The sequence below is a fragment of the Pseudomonas sp. BJa5 genome (assembly GCF_030272875.2).
Lineage (GTDB): Bacteria > Pseudomonadota > Gammaproteobacteria > Pseudomonadales > Pseudomonadaceae > Aquipseudomonas.
Map to the genome: position 1 here is coordinate 15162 of NZ_JALRNG020000045.1, position 21497 is coordinate 36658.

At 66.1% G+C, this 21497-nt stretch carries 4 protein-coding genes; all 4 read right to left on the bottom strand.

Annotated features, from left to right (window positions below; genetic code table 11):
* Positions 1-43: 43 nt before the first annotated feature.
* Entirely contained in the window at positions 44-2509 is a 2466-nt protein-coding gene (locus tag M2D63_RS22030; protein ID WP_285865150.1) for a TonB-dependent receptor, read from the bottom strand.
* A gap of 821 nt (positions 2510-3330) precedes the next feature.
* Positions 3331-6441, bottom strand: a complete 3111-nt coding sequence (locus M2D63_RS22035) for an amino acid adenylation domain-containing protein (protein WP_285865151.1) — start codon at positions 6439-6441, stop codon at positions 3331-3333.
* Positions 6438-21161, bottom strand: coding sequence for a non-ribosomal peptide synthase/polyketide synthase (locus M2D63_RS22040; RefSeq protein WP_285865152.1), 14724 nt, complete (start codon positions 21159-21161; stop codon positions 6438-6440). The genes M2D63_RS22035 and M2D63_RS22040 overlap by 4 nt, the downstream gene beginning before the upstream one ends.
* Before the next feature lie 2 nt (positions 21162-21163).
* On the bottom strand, positions 21164-21460 hold the full coding sequence (locus M2D63_RS22045) for a phosphopantetheine-binding protein (RefSeq protein ID WP_405310759.1): 297 nt from the start codon (positions 21458-21460) through the stop codon (positions 21164-21166).
* Between the last annotated feature and the right edge of the window lie 37 nt (positions 21461-21497).

A 21497-nucleotide genomic window follows, 5' to 3' on the forward strand; every position in this document is an offset into this window, starting at 1 on the left:
ACCCTGTGAGGGTGCCGGCCTTGTTGTTGCGCTATGCGCTGACTCAGTAGGTACCGCGCAGGGTCAGCATGAAGTTGCGCGGGTCGCCGTAGAAGTTGGCGTACTCGGCTGTACCGATGGTCGAGTAGTACTTCTTGTCGGCCAGGTTGTTGCCGTTGAGCGCCACGCTCCAGTGCTCGTTCAGGCGGTAATCGGCAAAGGCGTTGTACACCGCGTACCCCGGCTGGGAGAAGTCGAGATCGCCCTCGGACACGTAGCTGGCGCTCTGTACGTTGACGCCGGCACCGACGCGCAGGTTCTCCAGGACACCGGGCATGCGGTAGGTCAGGAAGGCCTTGCCCAGATGCTTGGGCGTCAGGCTCAGGGTGGTGGTGGTGGTCGAGCCGGTGTCGGTGGCTACGTTGTGGTTGTAGGTGTAGCCGAAGGTGCCTTCCAGGCGATCGGTGATCTGCCCGCTGATCTCGAACTCGACGCCCTTGCTGGTGACCGAACCGTCATCCAGCCAGCAGCACGAGGCGCCCTGGCCGGAAGTCGACGGCGGGTAACGGGTGTCGCGCACGGCCTCACCATCACGCTTGGTGTAATACAACGCGGTGGTGGTGTTCAGGCGGCCGTCGAACAGTTCACCCTTGATGCCCACTTCATAGCTGCGCCCTTCGATCGGGTCCAGCGGCGAGCTGCCAGGATTGGGGCCCTTGAGGCTGCTGGCCTGGGATTTGTAGATCTCGGCGACGCTGGTATAGGCGGTCCACTCATTGGTCAGGGCATAGGTCAGCGCGGCAAACGGGGTGAACACGTTGTCGTCGCTGAACACCGTCTTGCTGTTCGAGGTCTGCGCACCGGTCGCATTGAAGCGGGTGGCCTCGAAGCTGTAGTAGTAGTCGTTGTAGCGACCGCCGAGGATCAGGTGCATCGGGTCGGTCAGTTGCAGGCGTACCGAACCGTAGAAACCGTTCTGCTTGATGTAGGTCGGCAGCACCTGGCTCAGGTAGGCGTTACCCTTGCGCGACGGGTAGTTGTCCGGGTCGAAGGCGAAAATGTCGCCCGCCGAGACGCGACTGCCCGAGGCGTAGGCATCGATGTCCTGCTTGGAGTTCTGCCAGGTGTAGCCCAGCACCGCATCGTGGCGACCGCCGAACAGGTCGAAGCCGCCCTTGATCGAGAAGTCCACCGCGCGATCGCGGTAGGTTTCGTCCTGGTAGGCCCAGACCGCGGTGGAGCCGGTGTGGGTCACAGGGTCGATGGAACCATAGAAGTTGTAGTAGTCGCGATCCTGCTCGTTGTTGGCATAGACGGTGTCGAGGGTGGCGGTCCAGTCTTCGCTCAGGCGTTGCTCGATGCGGGCATAGACGTTGTCGCCGCGACGGTTCTTGTAGTCGTGGTTGCCGGCCAGAAAGGTGCTGCGCGGCAGGTCCAGGTCATCACCGTTGCTGTAGCGCGGCAGGCCGTAGGCCTGGTCGGACGAGTTCAGGCGGTCGTGGGTGTAGCCGACGGTCAGCAGGGTGCTGTCGGTGATATCGGCTTCGAGCACGCCGTGAAACAGCTGGCGGTCGGCGTCGAACTTGTCGATATAGGAGTTGCGGTCCTGGTAGACGATGACACTGCGACCGCGCAGCCGGCCATCGAAGCCCAGCGGGCCGCTGACGTCCAGCTCGGTGCGGTAGTTGTCCCAGCTACCCACCGACTGGGTCACCGAGAACTGGTTGAAGGCGGTCGGCCGCTTGCGCACCAGGTTGACGCTGCCGCCCGGCTCGCCGTTGCCCGAGTACAGGCCGTCGGCACCACGCAGGATCTCGACGTGGTCATAGATGGCCATGTCCAGGTCTTTCCAGGCGAAGGCACTGACCCCCACCGGCGCGCCACCGTCGAGGCGGAAGTTGGTGATTTCAAAGCCGCGCGCCAGGTAGCGGGAGTTGGTCATGCTGCCCTGGTAGGCGGTCACCCCGGTGGTCTGGTTGAGCACGTCGTTCATGGTGGTCAGGTGCTGGTCGTCCATGCGCTGACGGGTGATGACGCTGACGCTCTGCGGGGTGTCCTTGATCGACTGCGGCATCTTGCCGATCGACACGGAACCTGTGGTGTAGGAGCCGGTGCCTTCGGTGGTGGCGCCAAAGCCTGCGCCGGTGACGCTGGTGGCGCCCAGTTCCAGCGCGGCGCTGTCGGGGGTACCGAGCAGCAGCACGGTGCCGTTGTCGATCTGGTAACGCAGGCCGCTACCGCGCAGCAGTTGCGTCAGGGCATCGACCGATTCCATCTCGCCGTTGACGGCGGCAGCGCGCTTGCCCTCCACCAGGCTCGGCTCGTACAGCACCTGCAGGCCCGACTGTTCGCCGAACTCGCGCAAGGCGCTGGCCAGGCTCTGGGCAGGGATGTGGACGTTTACCGGTGCAGCTTGGGCCAGCGAAGCAAAGCCCAGTGCGCCCAGCAGTACCCAGGACGCAGACCGGGAACGCTCCATGCTGGAAAGCGGCGACACCAATGAACGCAAACGACGTGCTGCAAGACTCATGACGACCCCATATAAACAAGAATGATTATACTTTAATTAAGCGTTTTCAATTAGACGCAGGGGCGTTTGCAAACCGGAAAACTTTTTCTCGATTTATTTTTTGGGTGTTGGGTGTTGGGGCTGTGAGCTTATCCATTCGATGCAGCGATGCTGCTGGCCCCTTCCGCCCTTACGGCGGCCTACTTTTTTCTTGGAAAAAGTAGGCAAAACCGCTCGCTCCTACATACGGCCCTACGCTGCGCTTCGGGTCCCCTCGCTACGGTGTCTTCCAGGGGCTGCGCGGCCTACGACTTGCTACGCCAAGTCTACGGCTCGCGTTCTTCGGCTACGCCGAAGGGTGCTGCGCACCCGCCCCCTCCAGACACCTACGCTCGGCCTCCTGAAGTCGCGAAGTTACGGGTGGCGCCTGCGCGGGCGCATCTTCGAAGGCAGATGTTGGCGCGGCCTGGCTGACGCCATCGCGGGGCAAGCCCGCTCCTACCCTTGCTCTTGCTCTTGATCTTCATGCGCGTTGTTTCAGGCGCCGCAGAATGCGACTTCAGGAGGCCGAGTGGAGGTGCCTGGAGGGGCCGTGCGCAGCACCTTCGGCGTTAGCCGAAGAACGCGAGCCGTAGACTTGGCGAAGCAAGTCGTAGGCCGCGTGGCCCCGGAGGGCGCCGGAGCGAGGGGACCCGGAGCGCAGCGTAGGGCCGGATGCAGGAGCAAGCGGTTTTGCCTACTTTTCCCAAGAGAAAAGTAGGCCGCCGTAAGGGCGGAAGGGGCCGGCAGCCTCACCACAGGGAATGGATAAGCTCGCAGCCCCAACACCCAAGCAAGGACACTCAGCCCGGATGGTTCTGCCTGAGCATCCGCGCCTTGGCGACAAGCGCCGCCCTCTCCTCTTCACTCATGGCATCCAGACGCAGACGCGCCTGAGCCAGGCGCTCGAACTGCCCACCCTGCGGCTCCACCTTGAGCAAAGCCGCCGCCAGCCCGGCAGCGCTGGCATGATCGAAGACAATGGCCGGCGGAATATCGCACTGCAACAACTTGCGAACGGCCGCCACCAACTTGATCACCAGCAATGAGTGACCACCTGCGGCGAAGAAGTCCTGCTCGACACCCAGTGAAGTTACGCCGAGCAACTGCCCCATGCGCTCGACCAACCAGCGCTCCAACGCCGTGGCAGCCTCCCTCGACTCACCCTGTGCAGTCGCCGCCAAGGTACCGAGCAACGCCTGGCGATCGATCTTGCCGTTGACCAACCGCGGCCACTGCGCCAACACCAGCACCCGCGTCGGCACCAACGCTGCAGGCAGCCGTTCGCGCAACAGCGCCAGCAACCGCACAGCGCTGTCGTCGGCCTGCGTGGTGACGAACGCCAGCAACTCGTCCTGATGCGCCAGCACCAGGGCGTCGCCGACCTGCCCGTGCTCACGCAGGCACTGCTCGATCTCTGCAGGCTCGACCCGAATCCCGCGCACCTTGATCTGCTGGTCGACACGCCCCAGCAGGACAATCCCGCCTTCAGCCCGGTACCGCGCCCGGTCACCGCTGCGGTACAGGCGCTGCCCCGGGTTGAACGGGTCGTCGATGAACACCTGGGCGGTCTGCTCGGCCAGGTTCAGGTAACCTCCGCTCAACTGCGCGCCACCGATGTACAGCTCACCGTCGATGCCACTGGGCAGCAAGCGCCGCTGCTCATCCAGCACATACACCCGGTTGTTGGCCAGCACCCGGGTCAGCGGCACCTGGCCCTCGGCGCTGGTGATGCGGTGAATCATCACCCCCACGGTGGTTTCGGTCGGACCATAGTGGTTGAACAACCGCAGTTGCGGACGCAGTTGCAGGATGCGTTCGAGCAGGGCCGGGCTGGGCGCCTCGCCGCCGAGCACCAGGGTCTGCGGCAACACCGGCGAACGGGCCTCGAGCAAGGCGGCCAGGTGCGACGGAACGATCTTCAGGCAGTCGATACCCTGTTCGCCGATGAAGCGGGCAAAGGCATCGCCATCCTGCATGATGGTGTCGTCGGCGACGTGCAGCGTCGCCCCCTGGTACAGCGCGCCGAACAGGCTGGTATGCCCCAGATCAGCGGCCACGCTGGAGCCGAAGGCAAAGTGACGGCACTGTTCCAGCTCCAGGGCCTCGCCGGCCGCGGCCACATAGTTGGCCAGTTGCCGGTGCTCGATCACCACGCCCTTGGGCGTACCCGACGAGCCAGAGGTGAACAACACATAAGCCGCATCACCACCTTGCACCTCGACCGGCTGCAGCGGACTTTCACAGTGCAGAGCCTGTCCGAGGTCGAGTACCGGCGCCGGCGTCCGGGTCACGCTGGCGATCGCCTGGGCATCGCCGAGCACACAACGCACGCCTGCCTGTTCGATGATCTGCACCTGGCGCTGCACCGGCCACTGCCGGTCCAGGGCGACGTAGGCTGCACCGCATTGCCAGCTGGCGAGCATGGCGATGATCCACTCGGCACTGCGCGGCAATGCCAGGGCCACGCGGTCGCCGCGCACCACCCCGGCCGCCTGCAGGTACGCCGCCACCCGCCCGGCCTGCTCCAGCAACTGGCCATAGGACCACTGCCGATCACCCTCCGCCAGCGCCACGGCCTGCGGTTGCAGGCGGGCCTGTTCGGCGATGGCCCGGGGCAACAGCACGGCGGCGCGCGCAAGGGGCCCGGCGCTGGCGTGCGCCAGCAGGCGCTGCTGCTCATCGGCGCTCAGCAGGCGCAGGGCGTCGAAGCGTGCCTGTGGCTGTTCGATCAACTGTTCAAGCAAGGTCCGGTACTGCTCCAGCAACGCTTGCATGGCGCCAGGCGTTGCGCAGGACTGCGGGTAATCCAGGTTCAGTTCGAGCAACTGGCCTGCGTCGTCGATCACCGCCTGCAGGCTCAGACCCGGTGTATCAACCTGGGCTGCAAGCAAGCGGGCATCCCAGCCCTGCCCGGCTGCGGGCTGCACCTGATAGCGGAACGGTTGCCACAAGGCGCTGGTCGCCGCCGGGCAGTACTCCTGCCAGGTGATCTGTTCATCCAGCTCATTGCCCAGGCGCGCCAGCCAGGCGGCGAAGGACTCCCCGGCATCGATCCGCAGGTTCAAGGGCAGGACCTGGCTGAACACACCGGCGCAGTCGGCGAAGTAGTCATAGTCTTCACGGCCGTCATGCTGCCAGGCGACGGTGAACGCCATCCGCCCGCTGACCCGGGCCAGCAGCCAATACCAGGCAGCCTGCAGCACCCGCTGGGGCGACTGGGCAAGGCTCGCCGCCAGTTCGGCAATGCCACCGATTCCGCCAAGGCTCACCAACGCGTCGGCACCCCGGGCCTCGGCCATGGCCAGTCCGTCGCTCGCCTGCGCCTGCCCCACCTGCTGCTGCCACCAGTGCCGGGCCGTGTCGGCATCTTCGTCCTGGGCAACTTCGGCACGCCATTCCAGATACTGGCTGAAACTGGCCTCATGTTCTTCCAGGGTGCCTCCCTGCACATAAGCAGCCCGCAACTGACGATAGAGCAGCGCCAGGCTCGCCACGTCGCATGCGCAAGCGGCGACCGCCAGTACCAGCACTACACCTTGCGCCCCACGCCAGGCGCCGATGCGCAGCAGCGGCTTGTGGATGTCGAACGGTTGCTGCAACCAGGCCTGCAGGCCCACCTCATCGACCTGGCCCTCCTGCCACTGCAGCGGCGTCACGTCTACCGGCTGGAAGCACTGGCGCAAACCACGGTAACCAGCCACCTCTTTCAGGCGCAGCCCCAGCGCCGGCTGATTGCCCAGCACCTGGGCCAGGGCCTGCTGCAGCCGCGCCGCATCTGGCGTGCCGGCGATATTCAACACCAGGGTATGCGCCGCCGTCGCCCAGGTGGCCGGCCCTTGCGGCAGGCGCGCAGCCTGCTGCGGGCTCAGCACCATACCGGTGTCAACGGCCTGCGGTTGCAATGTGCTCATGCGTCGATTGTCTCCTTGTCCGGCGATGGATCGTTCACCCGCGCCAGGGCCAGGCTTGTGCGCTCCACCATGTCACCCATGGCGACCACGATCTTGCGCGGCCCCTGGTATGGGTCGCGGGCGTGGGCCACGAGCATGTTGTCCAGCAGAATGATGTCGCCCTTCCTCCAGTCGAAACGCACCGCACAGGCTTCGTACAGTTCGCCGATCAACTGCAGGTCGGATTCGGCAATCGGGCTGCCATCTCCGTAGTAAACGTTTCGCGGCAGGCGATCATTACCGAACAGGGCCAACAAATCGTCGCGCACGTCGGCGTCGAGCCAGAACGGGTGATGCAGCTGTACCTGGTTGAAGAACGAATGCTCGCCGGTGTGTGGATGGCGGATGATCGCCGGGCACCAGGTGCGGATCTGCAGGGCGTCGTCTTCCAGCCACGACCACTGGATGCCGCTGTCACGGCAGCGCACCTCGACCTCGGCGCGGTCCTCGGTCTTGAAGAAATGCTGCCACGGCACATCGAGGTTGCCGGTGAAGGTACGCACGTAGAGCAGGCCCTTGTCCTCCAGGGTCTGGCGCAGCGGCTCCGGCAACCTGCGGTACATGTCCCGGCAATCGACCACCGGCGTGGCGCCGCCCACCGGCGACGGCAGCTCGCAGTAGAACATCTGCTTGCGCGGCCAGCGGTCCTGGTGCGAGCTCTCGTTGTGGAACAGGATCATCTTCTGCTCGGGGTACGGCGTGGAGCGGTAGGTGTTCTTGCCACCCTCCTTCTTCGGCAGGTCGCCGTACTGCCCGTACAGCCCCGGCTGCACCGCCTCGGCGAAGGCTTCGAAGCCCTCGATGCCATTGACCTCGAAGCCGCGGAACAGAATGCCGGCATGCTCGACCAGCTGGCGTTCGATGGCCTCGCGATGCGCATGGACCCACTGCACCAGGTCGACCCCGGGATCAAGCGGCTCGATCACCAGCGGAAAGCGCTGCCCTGCCAGGAGCGGATACTCGCGCACACTGGCGGCGACAGGAGCGGCAGCGCTCTTGCCCTTGGAGAGGAACTTGCCGAGTTTATCCTTCTTGCCCGGGTTATCCGGTGGCACTGCACTGGCGGCTAGGGCCATGTCGATATCTCCCACTGTGACTGCCTGATCGGCAGTAATCTGTTCAAGGATGGCGATCCAGGCCTTCACGAAGGCTTCAATGGTTTCTTGTTTGAACAGCGTTGCCGCGTACTGCCAGGTGCCGCTCAGGCCCTCGCCCTGCTCGCTCATGAACAGCGCCATGTCGAACTTGCTGTGCACCTGGGTCAGCGGCAGTTCTTCCACCTCGATACCGCTCAGGCGCGTGGCCCGGGCCGGCAGGTTGTTCATCACGAACAGCACCTGCACCAGCGGATTCATGCCCGCCAGGCGCGGCGTGCCGGCCGCCTCGACGATCTGGTCGAACGGCAGGTCCTGGTGTTCGAGGGCATCGAGAGTGACGCCGCGCATCGCCGCCAGGCGCTCGCGGTAGCTGGCCGAGGCCGGGAACTGCGAGCGCAGCGGCAGGACGTTGACGAAGAAGCCGATCAGCCCCTCCAGCTCCGGTTGATGACGACCGGCGATGTCGGCGCCGATGACCAGGTCGTCGCTGCCGCACAGGCGGTGCAGGAACAGGCTGAATGCCGTGAGCAACGCCACATAAGGCGTCACCCCGGCCTCGCGGGCCATGGCCTGGATGCGCTGGCTCAACGCTGCCGGCAGTTCGAACGACACCAGCCCGCCTTGCTGGCTGGCGCGAGCCGGCCGCGGGAAGTCCAGCGGCAAGGCCAGTTGACCGGAACAACCTGCCAGGCGCTGGCGCCAGTAGTCGGCCTGCTGGCCGAGCACGCCGCTGGCCTGCAACTGCGTCTGCCAGTACGCGTAGTCGGCATACTGGATCGGCAGCGGCGCCAGTTGCGGCGCCTGGCCTTGTTGCAGCTGGGCGTAGAGCGTCACCAGTTCGTTGACCAGCACACCCATGGACCAGCCATCGGAGATGATGTGGTGCATGGAGAACAGCAGCACATGCTCATCGGCCGCCAGGCGCAGGATCCGCGCACGCCACAGCGGCGCCTGCTGCAGGTCGATGGCCAGGCTGGCGTTGGCCAGGGCCGCTGCGGCCACCTGGGCTTCCTGTTGCGCGCGGTCCAGCGCCTGGAGGTCGACCAGCGGCACATTCAGGTCGATATGCGGATGGATCAACGCCAGCGGATCGCCCTCGTCATCCTGCAGGTAGGCGGTGCGCAGCACGTCATGACGCTCGACGATCAGCGCCAGGCTGTGCAGCAGGTGCTCGACCGACAGCTCGCCGTGCAGGCGCAGGGCCAGCGGCATGCCGTAGGCGGCGCTGCCACCGGCCAGTTGCTCGACCACCCACAGCCGGCGCTGGGCCAGTGAGAGCGGCGCCTGGTCGACGAAGGCCCGCGGTTGCAGACGTGGGTAATGTCCGGCCTGCGCTGCCTGTTGCGCCATCACGTGCGCGGCCAGGTCCGCCAGTTGCGGATGGTCGAACAGGTCGCGCAACTGCACCGCCAGCGGCAGGCTGTCGCGGCAGCGGGCAACCACCTGGGTCGCCAGCAGCGAATGGCCGCCGAGTTCGAAGAAGTGATCAGTGCGACCGACCTGCTCGACGCCCAGCACGTCCTGCCAGATGGCTGCCAGTTGCTGCTCGATTTCGCCGACCGGGGCCACGTAAGCTTGCTGTGCCTGCGCCACCTCCGGGCGTGGCAAGGCCTTGCGGTCGAGCTTGCCGTTGGCGGTCAGGGGCAGCGTTTCAAGGAATTGCCAGTGGGCCGGGACCATGTAGTCCGGCAGGTCGGCCTTGAGCTGCGCCTGCAGCACTTCGCGCAAGCCGCCCTGCTCCACCGTCGGCACCACATAGGCCAGCAGGCGGCCGTCCTCGGCCAGTACCACGGCTTCGCGCACCTGTTCCATGGCTTGCAGGCGGGCTTCGATCTCGCCCAGTTCGATGCGGAAGCCACGGATCTTCACCTGCTGGTCCATGCGGCCGATGTACTCCACCGCGCCATCGGCGCAGTAGCGGGCCAGGTCGCCGGTGCGGTACAGGCGGCCGCCGCTGCCGCCGAACGGATCGGGAAGGAAGCGCGCAGCGCTGAGGTCGCCCCGGTTCAGGTAGCCCCGGGCCAGGCCGTCGCGGCCGACATACAGTTCACCGACGCAGCCGGCCGGCACCGGGTTCAGATCGGCATCCAGCACATACCAGGACAGGTCGGGGATCGGCAGGCCGATGGGGCTGGCCGCGCCGTTGTCGAGGTCGGCCCAGGACAGCGGTCGGTAGGTCACGTGCACCGTGGTTTCGGTGATGCCGTACATGTTGATCAGCCGCGTCGGCACATCGCCGAAGCGCTCGAACCACGGGCGCAGGCCCTGCACGTCCAGTGCCTCGCCACCGAACACCACCGCACGCAGCGAGTGCTCACGCGGGTCGGCGCAGGCCATATGCATCAGTTGGCGGAACGCCGATGGCGTCTGGTTGAGCACCGTCACCTGCTCGTCGATCAGCAGCTGATGGAAGTCTTCCGGCGAGCGGCTGACCAGATACGGCACGATCACCAGGCGGCCACCGTGCAACAACGCGCCGAAGATCTCCCAGACCGAGAAGTCGAAGGCATAGGAGTGGAACAGGGTCCAGGTATCGGTAGCACCGAAGTTGAACCACTGCTCGGTAGCGGCAAACAGCCGTTGCACATTGTGATGGCTGAGCAAGGCACCCTTCGGCTGCCCGGTCGAGCCCGAGGTGTAGATGATGTAGGCCAGGTTGGCCGGGCTCATGTTCACCTGCGGATCGGCCTCGCTGTAGCCGTCCAGTGCCTCGTCCAGGTTCAGGGTCGGGCCGCTGAACGCCGGCAATTGCAGGTGCGCCTGGGTCAGCAGCAGGCTGATGCCGCTGTCCTCGATCATGTATTCCAGCCGCTGGGCCGGGTACATCGGGTCCAGCGGCACATAGGCGCCGCCAGCCTTGAGAATTGCCAGCAGGCCGACCACCAGTTCCAGCGAACGCTCGGCGGCCAGGCCCACGCGGCTTTCCGGACCGACGCCAGCGGCGATCAGGCGATGGGCCAGGCGGTTGGCGCGGGCGTTGAGTTCGCCGTAGCTCAGGCGCTGGCCCTCATACACCAGGGCCGTGGCTTGCGGCGTACGCGCCGCCTGCTCGGCGATCTGCTCGTGCAGGCAGGCCCGGGTATCGTAGCTGATCCGTGCCGGATTCATCGCCTCGATCAAAGCCTGACGCTGATCGCCGAGCATTTCGAGCTGGCCGACCAGTGTCCCGGCGTCGGCGCGCACCATGGCCATCAGCAGGTTGCCCAGCTGTCTGGCGAGATTCTCCAGCACGGCATCGGTAAAGCAGGCGCGGTCATAGCGCAGCTCCACCGACAAGCGATCGCTGAGCCCAACCACCAGCGTCAGCGGGTAGTGGCTCTGTTCGCGGTTGGCGACCTCACCGAAGCGCAAGCCACCGGGCGTACCAGCGGCCAGGGCCTGGGACACCGGGTAGTTCTCGAACACCATCAAGGTGTCGAACAGCGCCTCGCCGCCCTGCCCGGCCCAGCGCTGGATATCGAACAGCGGCGAATGCTCGTGCTCGCGCAGGCTCAGGTTACGCGCCTGCAACTCGACCAGGCACTGGCGCAGCGGCGTGGTGGCACTGTGGCCGAAACGCACCGGCAGGCTGTTGATGAACAGCCCGATCTGCTCCTCGACCCCGTGCAGTTCGGTCGGTCGCCCGGCCACCGTGGCGCCGAAGACCACCTGCTCGCGGCCCAGGTAGCGCTGCAGCAGGATCGCCCAGGCGCCTTGCACCAGGGTGTTGACCGTCACCTTGAGGCCACGGGCGTAGTCGGCCAGTTGCCCGGTCTGCTCGGCGCTCAGGCGCAGGTGATGTTCGGCGTAGCCGCTGTCACCGGTGGCCTTGCCGCCCAGCGCCGCCACCAGCAGGGCCGGCTCGCCGAGGTCGGCCAGCTCGCGCTGCCAGAACTGGCGGTCCTGCTCGACATCCTGGACGGCCAGCCAGTCGATGTAGTCGCGATAGCGTCCGCCAGGGCGCGGCGGCTCGTCGCCGGCATAGCGTTGCAGCACCTCGCCGAGCAGCCGCGCATTGCTCCAGCCATCCATGAGGATGTGGTGGTTGGTGTAGATCACATGCCAGCAATCCGCGGCACTGCGCACCAGAACCAGGCGCAGCAGGGGCGCCACGGCCAGGTCGAAACCGGCCTGCAGTTCCTGCCCGGCGATGCTGTCCAGGTACTGCGCAAGATCGGCCTGGTCACGCCCGTCGAGCAGACGTAGCGGCACCTCCACCTGCTTGCGCACCACTTGCAGCGGCAGCTCCAGCCCTTCCCAGACGAAACCGGTGCGCAGGATGTCATGACGGTCGAGCGCCGCCTGCCAGGCTTGCTGGAAGCGCTGCGGGTCGAGGCCGTGGATATCCAGGCGCACCTGGTTGATGTAGTCGCCACCGGCCTGTTCGTACAAGGTATGGAACAGCATGCCCTGCTGCATCGGCGACAGCGGGTAGACATCGTCGATCGCCCGCGCCGGCAGCGGCAGCTTGTCCAGCTGCGGCTGGGTCAGGCGGGCCAGCGGGAAGTCCGACGGCGATACGCCGCCCTGGGCCGTGTCGCAGCAGTGCGCGACCAGTGCCTGCAACTCGCCGACATAGGCGTCGGCCAGATGCTGAATGGTCGCTTCACTGAACATCTCGCGACTGAAGGTCCAGCTCAGGCTCAGCTCACCGCCGAAGACCTGGCCATTGACCGACAGCCAGTTGCCCAGCGGCGCCTCGTCGCCGACCTCCAGGCCATGGGCTTCGCTGGCCGGCATGAACGCGCCGGCCTGACCCTGGAAGCTGCTGTCGAACTGCCCCAGGTAGTTGAAGGTGATCCGTGGCTGTTGCAGAGCGCCCAGGGCGGCCTGCTGTTCGGCGCTGCCCAGGTGACGCAGCACGCCGTAGCCGATGCCTTTGTTCGGTACGGCGCGCAGGCGCTCCTTGACCTGCAGGATCGAGCCGCGCAGGTCGTCGCCCACGCTCAGGCGCACAGGAAACAGGCTGGTGAACCAGCCGACGGTGCGGGTCAGGTCGATAGCGTCGAACAGGTCTTCGCGACCGTGCCCTTCCAGTTGCACCATGACCTCGTCACGCCCGGTCCAGCGCGCGATCACCCGGCCCAGGGCGGTCAGCAGCAGGTCGTTGACCTGGGTGCGGTAGGCCGCCGGGGCGTCCTGCAGCAACTGGCCAGTGAGATGGGCATCCAGGCGACTCTGCACGCTGGCGGCATGGCGGATCTGCAGGCCGGCGTCCGGCTGCTCGCAGGGCAGCGCGGTGTCGACGTCCTGCGCCTGGGCAAGCCAGTAATCGAGCTCCGCTTGCAACGCGCCTTCGCGGGCATACTGCTGCAGGCGTTCGGCCCAGGCTTTGACCGAGCTGGTGCGCGGTGGCAGGGCTGGTGCCTTGCCGGCGCAGGCTTGTTCGTAGGCGCTTTGCAGGTCTTCCAGCAGGATCCGCCACGACACGCCATCCACCGCCAGGTGGTGGACCACCAGCAACAGGCGCTGGCCGCCGTCGGCGAGGTTCATCAGCACCGCCCGCAGCAGCGGACCGCCAGCCAGGTCGAGGCTGCGCTGGGCCAGTTCGCCTTCGGCTTCAATACCCCGGGCATCGGCGACGCTGACCTGCCATAGCAGGTCGGTAGGTGCGGCAGCATCGCTGTAGCGACCACGCCAGCCATCGGCGGCTTCATTGAAGCGCAGGCGCAGGGCGTCGTGGTGGTTCCACAGGGCCGCCAGGGCGGTTTCCAGCGCCGGCACCTGCAGAGCGTCACGCGGCTGCAGGAGTACCGACTGGTTGAAGTGATGTCGGTTGCTGACTACGTTTTCGAAGAACTGCTGCTGGATCGGCAGTAGCGCCAGCTCACCTTCGGCTGCGGCCTGGACGATCTGCGCGACTTCGCCGGTCTGTGCCACGGCAGCCAGGCCCTGCACAGTCTGGTGCTGGAACAGGTCCTTGGGGGTGAAGCGGATACCGGCATGGCGGGCGCGACTGACCACCTGGATGGAGACGATGGAATCGCCGCCCAGCTCGAAGAAGTTGTCGTTGACGCCGACCTGCTCGATGCCCAGCACGTCCCGCCAGATGCTTGCCAGTTGCTGTTCGATTTCGCCAACCGGGGCCACGTAGGCCTGCTGGGCCTGCGCCGCCTCCGGGCGCGGCAGAGCCTTGCGGTCGAGCTTGCCGTTGGCGGTCAGCGGCAGCATGTCGAGGAACTGCCAGTGCGCCGGGACCATGTAGTCCGGCAGGTCGGCCTTGAGTTGCGCTTGCAGCACTTCGCGCAGACCGACCTGCGCCACCGTCGGTACCACATAGGCCAGCAGGCGGCCGTCTTCGGCCAGCACCACGGCTTCGCGAACCTCCTCCATGGCTTGCAGACGGGCCTCGATCTCGCCCAGTTCGATCCGGAAGCCGCGGATCTTCACCTGCTGGTCCATGCGCCCGATGTACTCCACCGCGCCATCGGCGCAGTAGCGGGCCAGGTCGCCGGTGCGGTACAGGCGGCCACCGTTGCCGCCGAACGGGTCGGGGATGAAGCGTGCCCCGCTGAGGTCGCCCCGGTTCAGGTAACCCCGGGCCAGGCCGTCACGGCCGACATACAGCTCACCGACGCAACCGGTCGGCACCGGATTCAGTTCGGCGTCCAGCACATACCAGGACAGGTCGGGAATCGGCAGGCCAATAGGGCTGGCCGCGCCATTGTCCAGATCCGCCCAGGACAGCGGCCGGTAGGTCACGTGCACCGTAGTTTCGGTGATGCCGTACATGTTGATCAGCCGCGTCGGCGCCTCGCCGAAACGTTCGAACCAGGGACGCAGTCCCTGCACATCCAGCGCTTCACCGCCGAACACAACGGCACGCAGGCTGTGTTCACGCGGGTCGGCACAGGCCACATGCATCAGTTGGCGGAATGCCGACGGCGTCTGGTTGAGCACCGTGACCTGCTCGTCGATCAGCAGTTGATGGAAGTCTTCCGGCGAGCGACTGACCAGATACGGCACGATCACCAGACGACCACCGTGCAGCAGCGCGCCGAAGATCTCCCACACCGAGAAGTCGAAGGCATAGGAGTGGAACAGGGTCCAGGTATCGGTAGCGCCAAAGTTGAACCACTGCTCGGTGGCGGCGAACAGGCGCTGCACGTTGTGGTGGCTGAGCAAGGCGCCTTTCGGCTGCCCGGTCGAACCGGAGGTGTAGATGATGTAGGCCAAGTTGGCCGGGCTCATGCTCACCTGCGGATCGGCGTCGCTGTAGCCGTCCAGAGCATCATCCAGACTCAGGGTCGGACCAGAGAACGACGGTAGTTGCAGATGCGGCTGGGCCAGCAGCAGGCTGATGCCGCTGTCCTGGATCATGTATTCCAGCCGCTGCGCCGGGTACATCGGGTCCAGCGGCACATAGGCACCACCGGCCTTGAGGATCGCCAGCAGGCCGACCACCAGTTCCAGCGAACGCTCGGCGGCCAGGCCCACGCGGCTTTCCGGGCCGACGCCGGCGGCGATCAGGCGATGGGCCAGGCGGTTGGCGCGGGCGTTGAGTTCGCCGTAGCTCAGGCGTTGCCCCTCATAAATCAGGGCCGTGGCCTGTGGCGTACGCGCCGCCTGTTCGGCGATCTGCTCGTGCAGGCAACGCGGGCTGGCATGGCTGACAGTGACCGGATTGAGCCTGCGCAGGCTCTGTTCGCGACGCGCACCGAGCATGTCCAGTTCGCCCAGCGGCGTATCGGCGCTGGCGTGAACCAGGCTGTGCAGCAACTGTTCGAGGTCGAGCAACAGCGTGGCGATCTGCGCCTCGCTGAACGCTTCGCGCTGGTAACGCAGGTGCAGGCGTAGCGAATCGTCGCAAGTGACGATCAGGGTCAGCGGGAAGCTGCTCTGCTCATGGCTGCGCAGGCCGGAGAAGCTGACGCTGGAACCCTCGCTGGCGTTCAGCGCCTCGGACACCGGGTAGTTCTCGAACACCAGGTTGGTGTCGAACAGTGGCTGGCCATTGAGGCCGGCCCAGCGCTGCAGGTCCGCCAGCGGTGTGTGCTCGTACTCGCGCAAGGCCAGGTTGAGGTTCTGCAGGCGTTCCAGCCAGGCCTGCACGCCCAGTTCGGCCGCAGGCTGGTCGATGATCGGCAAGGTGTTGATGAACAGCCCGATCTGCTGCTCGATGCCGTTGAGCTCGGTCGGTCGCCCGGCCACCGTGGCGCCGAAGGCCACGCTGGATTTGCCGGTGTAGCGCTGCAACAGCAAAAGCCAGGCGCCTTGCACCACGGTGTTGAGGGTGACGCGGGTGCGCCGGGCGAACTGCTGCAGCTGTTGGAACAATTGCTCGCTGGCCTGATGCACCCGATCACCCTGCCCCTCGCCCGCGCCTTCCGGCGCCAGCGCCTCGGCCAGTTTCACCGGCTCGTCCAGGGGGCCGAGCTGCGCCTGCCAGAAGCGGCGGGCCGCCTCACCGTCGCGGCGTTGCAGCCAGGCCAGGTAATCGCGGTAACGACCGCTGCTGCCCGGTACGGCATGGCCGTGGTAGTGCTGCAGCACCTCACCCAGCAACTGGGCGTTGCTCCAGCCGTCCATGAGGATGTGGTGATGGGTGTAGACCAGGTGATGGGTGTGCTCGCCGGTGCGCACCAGCAACAGGCGCAACAGTGCATCGCCGCCCAGGTCCAGGCCCTGCTTCTGCGCCTGGGCCAGGGAGACCAACCCCGCTTCGTCCAGGCCCGGCGCCTCGATCAGTTCGAAGGCTACGCTGGCCTGCTTGCGCACCACTTGCAGCGGTTGCTCCAGCCCCTCCCAGACAAAGCCGGTGCGCAGGATGTCGTGGCGGTCGACGGCGGCCTGCCAGGCCTGCTGGAAACGCTGCGGATCGAGGCCGTGGATATCCACGCGCACCTGGTTGATGTAGTCGCCAGCGGCCTGTTCGTACAGCGAATGGAACAGCATGCCTTGCTGCATTGGCGACAGCGGATAGAGGTCGTCGATCGCCCGCGCCGGTAGCGGCAGTCTGTCCAGCAGCAGCTGGGTCAAGCGGGCCAGCGGGAAATCCGAAGGCGACACACCGCCCTGGCTCGCGTCACAGCAGTGCGCGACCAGCGCGCGCAACTCGGCCGCATAGGCATCGGCCAACTGTTGCACCGTGTCCTGGCTGAACATCTCGCGGCTGAAGGTCCAGCTCAGGGTCAGCTCGCCGCCGTAGACCTGGCCATTGATCGACAACCAGTTGCCCAGGTGCGCCGCACTGCCGATTTCCGCGCCGCGAGCCTCGCTGGCTGGACGCAGCAGGGCTTTTTCCGCGCCGTCGAAACTGGCGTCGAACTGGCCCAGGTAGTTGAAGGTGATCCGTGGCTGCGGCAGGTCGCGCAAGGCGGCTTGCTGCTCGGCGCTGCCCAGGTGACGCAACACGCCATAGCCGATGCCCTTGTTCGGCAATGCGCGCAGTTGCTCCTTGACCTGCAGGATCGAGCCGCGCAGGTCATCGGCCACGCTCAGGCGCAGCGGGAACAGGCTGGTGAACCAGCCGACGGTGCGGGTCAGGTCGATATCGTCGAACAGGTCTTCGCGGCCGTGGCCTTCCAGTTGCAACAGGGTGTGCGGGTTGCCAGTCCATTGCCCGATGACCCGGGCCAGGGCGGTCAGCAGCAGGTCGTTGACCTGGGTACGGTAGGCCGCCGGGGCCTCCTTGAGCAACTGGCGCGTGGCCTGGGCGTCAAGGTGGGTATCGACGCTGGCGGCATGGCATTTGTCCAGGGCGCCCTGGGGGTTGCAGTGTGGCCAGGCGCCTGGCGCGACCTCAAGCTGGGCGGTCCAGTAGGCCAGTTCGTCGGCCAGTGCGCCTTCGCGGGCATACTGTTGCAAGCGTTCGGCCCAGGCTTTCACCGAGCTGGTGCGCGCCGGCAATACCGGTGATTTTCCAGCACAAGCCTGCTCGTAGGCGCTTTGCAGATCCTCCAGCAGGATCCGCCATGACACGCCATCCACCGCCAGGTGGTGGACTACCAGCAACAGGCGCTGGCCGCCGTCCGCGAGGTTCATCAGCACCGCCCGCAGCAGCGGACCGCCGGCCAGGTCGAGGCTGCGCTGGGCCAGTTCGCCTTCGGCTTCGATGCCACGGGCATCGGTCACACTGACTTGCCACAACAGGTCGCTTGGCGCTGCAGCATCGCTGTACCGCCCCTGCCAGCCATCGGCGGTTTCATTGAAGCGCAGGCGCAGGGCGTCGTGATGGTTCCACAAAGCAGCCAGGGCCGCTTCCAGTGCCGTCACGCTCAAGGCTTCACGTGGCTGCAACAGCACCGACTGGTTGTAGTGATGGCGGGTGCTGACTACGTTTTCGAAGAACTGCTGCTGGATCGGCAGTAGCGCCAGCTCACCTTCGGCTGCGGCCTGGACGATCTGCGCGACTTCGCCGGTCTGTGCCACGGCAGCCAGGCCCTGCACGGTCTGGTGCTGGAACAGGTCCTTGGGGGTGAAGCGGATACCAGCCTGGCGGGCGCGGCTGACCACCTGGATGGAGACGATCGAGTCGCCGCCCAGTTCGAAGAAGTTGTCGTTGACGCCGACCTGCTCGATGCCCAGCACCTCCTGCCAGATCGCCGCCAGTTGCTGCTCGATCTCGCCGACCGGGGCCACGTAGGCCTGTTGGGCCTGCGCCGCCTCCGGACGTGGCAGGGCCTTGCGGTCGAGCTTGCCGTTGGCGGTCAGCGGCAGCGTTTCAAGGAATTGCCAGTGCGCCGGGACCATGTAGTCCGGTAGGTCGGCCTTCAGTTGCGCCTGCAGGGTTTCTCGCAAGCCACCCTGCTCCGCCGTCGGCACCACATAGGCCAGCAGGCGACCGTCCTCGGCCAGCACCACCGCCTCACGCACCTGCTCCATGGCTTGCAGGCGCGCCTCGATCTCGCCCAGCTCGATCCGGAAGCCGCGGATCTTCACCTGCTGGTCCATGCGCCCGATGTATTCCACCGCACCATCGGCGCAGTAGCGGGCCAGGTCGCCGGTACGATACAGGCGACCGCCATTCGCACTGAATGGATCGGGGATGAAGCGTGCCCCGCTGAGGTCGCCGCGGTTCAGGTAGCCGCGGGCCAGGCCGTCACGGCCGACATACAGCTCACCGACGCAACCGGCCGGCACCGGGTTCAGTTCGGCGTCCAGCACATACCAGGACAGGTCGGGAATCGGCGGGCCAATAGGGCTGGCCGCGCCGTTGTCGAGGTCGGCCCAGGACAGTGGGCGATAGGTCACGTGCACCGTGGTTTCGGTGATGCCGTACATGTTGATCAGCCGTGTCGGCGCATCGCCGAAGCGCTCGAACCAGGGACGCAGGCCCTGCACGTCCAGCGCCTCGCCGCCGAATACCACCGCACGCAGGCTGTGTTCACGCGATTCGGCACAGGCCACATGCATCAGCTGGCGGAACGCCGATGGCGTCTGGTTCAGCACCGTTACCTGCTCGTCGATCAGCAGTTGATGGAAGTCTTCCGGCGAGCGGCTGACCAGATACGGCACGATCACCAGGCGACCACCGTGCAGCAGCGCGCCGAAGATCTCCCACACCGAGAAGTCGAAGGCGTAGGAATGGAACAGGGTCCAGGTATCGGTGTGGTCGAAGCTGAACCACTGCTCGGTAGCGGCGAACAGGCGCCGCACGTTGTGGTGGCTGAGCAAGGCGCCCTTCGGCTGCCCGGTCGAGCCCGAGGTGTAGATGATGTAGGCCAGGTTGGCCGGGGTCATGCTCACCTGCGGGTCGGCATCGCTGTAGCTGTCCAGCGCTTCGTCCAGATTCAGGGTCGGACCGGAGAACGCCGGTAGTTGCAGGTGCGCCTGGGTCAGCAGCAGGCTGATGCCGCTGTCCTCGATCATGTACTCCAGCCGCTGCGCCGGGTACATCGGGTCCAGCGGCACATAGGCGCCGCCGGCCTTGAGGATCGCCAACAGGCCGACCACCAGTTCCAGCGAACGCTCGGCGGCCAGGCCCACGCGGCTCTCCGGGCCGACGCCGGCAGCGATCAGGCGATTAGCCAGACGGTTGGCGCGGGCGTTCAGTTCGCCATAACTCAGGCGTTGACCTTCATACACCAAAGCAATCGCTTGCGGCGTACGCGCCGCCTGTTCGGCGATCTGCTCATGCAGGCAACGCGGGCTGGCATGGCTGACGGTGACCGGGTTCAGGCGCTGGACAATCGTCTGACGCTCCTGCTCCGACAGCATTGGCAACTCAGCGATGCGGCACCCCGGCTCGGCGACGATGGCGCGCAGCAAGCCTTGCCAGTGTCCCGACAGGCGTTCGATGGTATCGGCGTCGAACACATCGGTGGCGTAGATGAAGGAGGCCTGCAGCGACGCCTCGGCCTCGACGATATCCAGGCTCAGGTCGAACTGCGCCGAGCGGTTCTGCCACGCCAGCCCCTCGATGCGCAGCCCCGAGAAGCGACGGCCACTGGCGCCGGCGGCCTGGTCATGCTGGTAGTTGAACATGACCTGGAACAGCGGGTTGTGGCTTGTGCTGCGCTCCGGTTGCAAGGCGTCGACCAGCAGGTCGAACGGCAGGTCCTGGTAGCGCTGCGCCTCGGTGGCGGTCTTGCCCATCTGCGCCAGCAGTTCATTGAAGCTCGCCTGGGCATCGAAGCGCCCACGCAGGATCTGGGTGTTGACGAAGAAGCCGACCAGCCCCTGGGTTTCCACCCGGCTACGGTTGGCGAACGGCACGCCGACACGAATCTCGTCCTGGCCGCTGTAGCGATGCAGAAGCGTCTGCAACGCCGCCATCATCAGCACGAACAAGCTCACGCCCTGGCGCTGCGCCAGTTGCCGCAGACCGGCCAGCAGTTCAGGCGCAAGCTCAAGGGTGCGGCTGTCGCCCTGGCCGTTGCGGGTCAGGGGCCGGGCACGGTCGAAGGGCAGTTCCAGCACCGGCTGCTCGCCCCCCAGTTGCTCGCACCAGTACGCCAGCTGGCGCTGCTGTTCGCCGGCTTCCATCCAGCTGCGTTGCCAGAAGGCATAGTCGCCGTACTGGATCGGCAGCGCCGCCAGCCGGGCGACCTGCCCTGCGCAACGCGCTTCGTAGCAGGCGCTCAACTCACGTACCAGCACCGGCATCGAGGCGCCATCGGCGACGATGTGATGCACCGTCAGCACCAGCAGGTGCTCTTCGGCCCCCAGGGTGCGCAGGTGCACCCGCAGCAACGGGCCCGCCTCCAGATCGAACAAACGCCGGGTCTGTGACTCGACGAAGGCCTGGGTTGCTTCGGCATCGGCAAGGTCGCCCTCGCTGCGCTCGATCGACAGCTCCAGGCGCTCCTCGATCACCTGCTGCGCGCGCCCCTGGTCCTCGACGAAGCGGGTGCGCAAGGCATTGTGGCGGGCCAGCAGGTCGTTGAAGGCCGCCTGCAGCGCGTCGATGTCGAGCGTCCCGTGCAGGCGCAGGGCAACCGGAATGTGGTAGGCCGAACTGGAAGGCTCGTACTTCCACAGGAACCACTGGCGCTGTTGCGCATAAGACAGCGGCAGGCACCGCGCCCCTTCACTGACCGCCGGGATCGGCAGCTGCGCCAGGCTCATGCCCTTGGCCGCGAGCTTTTCCAGAAAGGCCGTGCGCTGCGCCAGCGGCAAGCGGACGAAGCGTTGGACCAGGGCCAGTTGTTCTTCATTGCGCATGTTCAGATCGTCTCCAATTCCGAGAGGAAGTCGTGCAGTTCGTTGAGATCGCTCTCGCAACCCAGACTCAGATAAGGGACGGTTGACGCTACGTAGTCTTTAAGCGATTCGGCCTTGAACAGCAGGTCCAGCGGCACACTGACGCCCAGCTCGGTCTCCACCCGCGCAGTCACCTGGGTGGCCAGCAGGGAATGCCCGCCCAGTTCGAAGAAGTGATCGTCCAGCCCCACCTGCTGCAGCTGCAGGACCTCCTGCCAGATCCGCGCAATCTGCTGTTCCAGTTCCGACTGCGGCGCCACATAGGGGCGCCCGGAAGCGACCGGCTCGGGCAGCGGC

What these genes read in the sequence shown, in the direction of transcription:
- M2D63_RS22030 (WP_285865150.1), bottom strand. Translation starts at nt 2,509, where the DNA reads ATGAGTCTTGCAGCACGTCGTTTGCGTTCATTGGTGTCGCCGCTTTCC.
- M2D63_RS22035 (WP_285865151.1), bottom strand. Translation starts at nt 6,441, where the DNA reads ATGAGCACATTGCAACCGCAGGCCGTTGACACCGGTATGGTGCTGAGC.
- M2D63_RS22040 (WP_285865152.1), bottom strand. Translation starts at nt 21,161, where the DNA reads ATGCGCAATGAAGAACAACTGGCCCTGGTCCAACGCTTCGTCCGCTTG.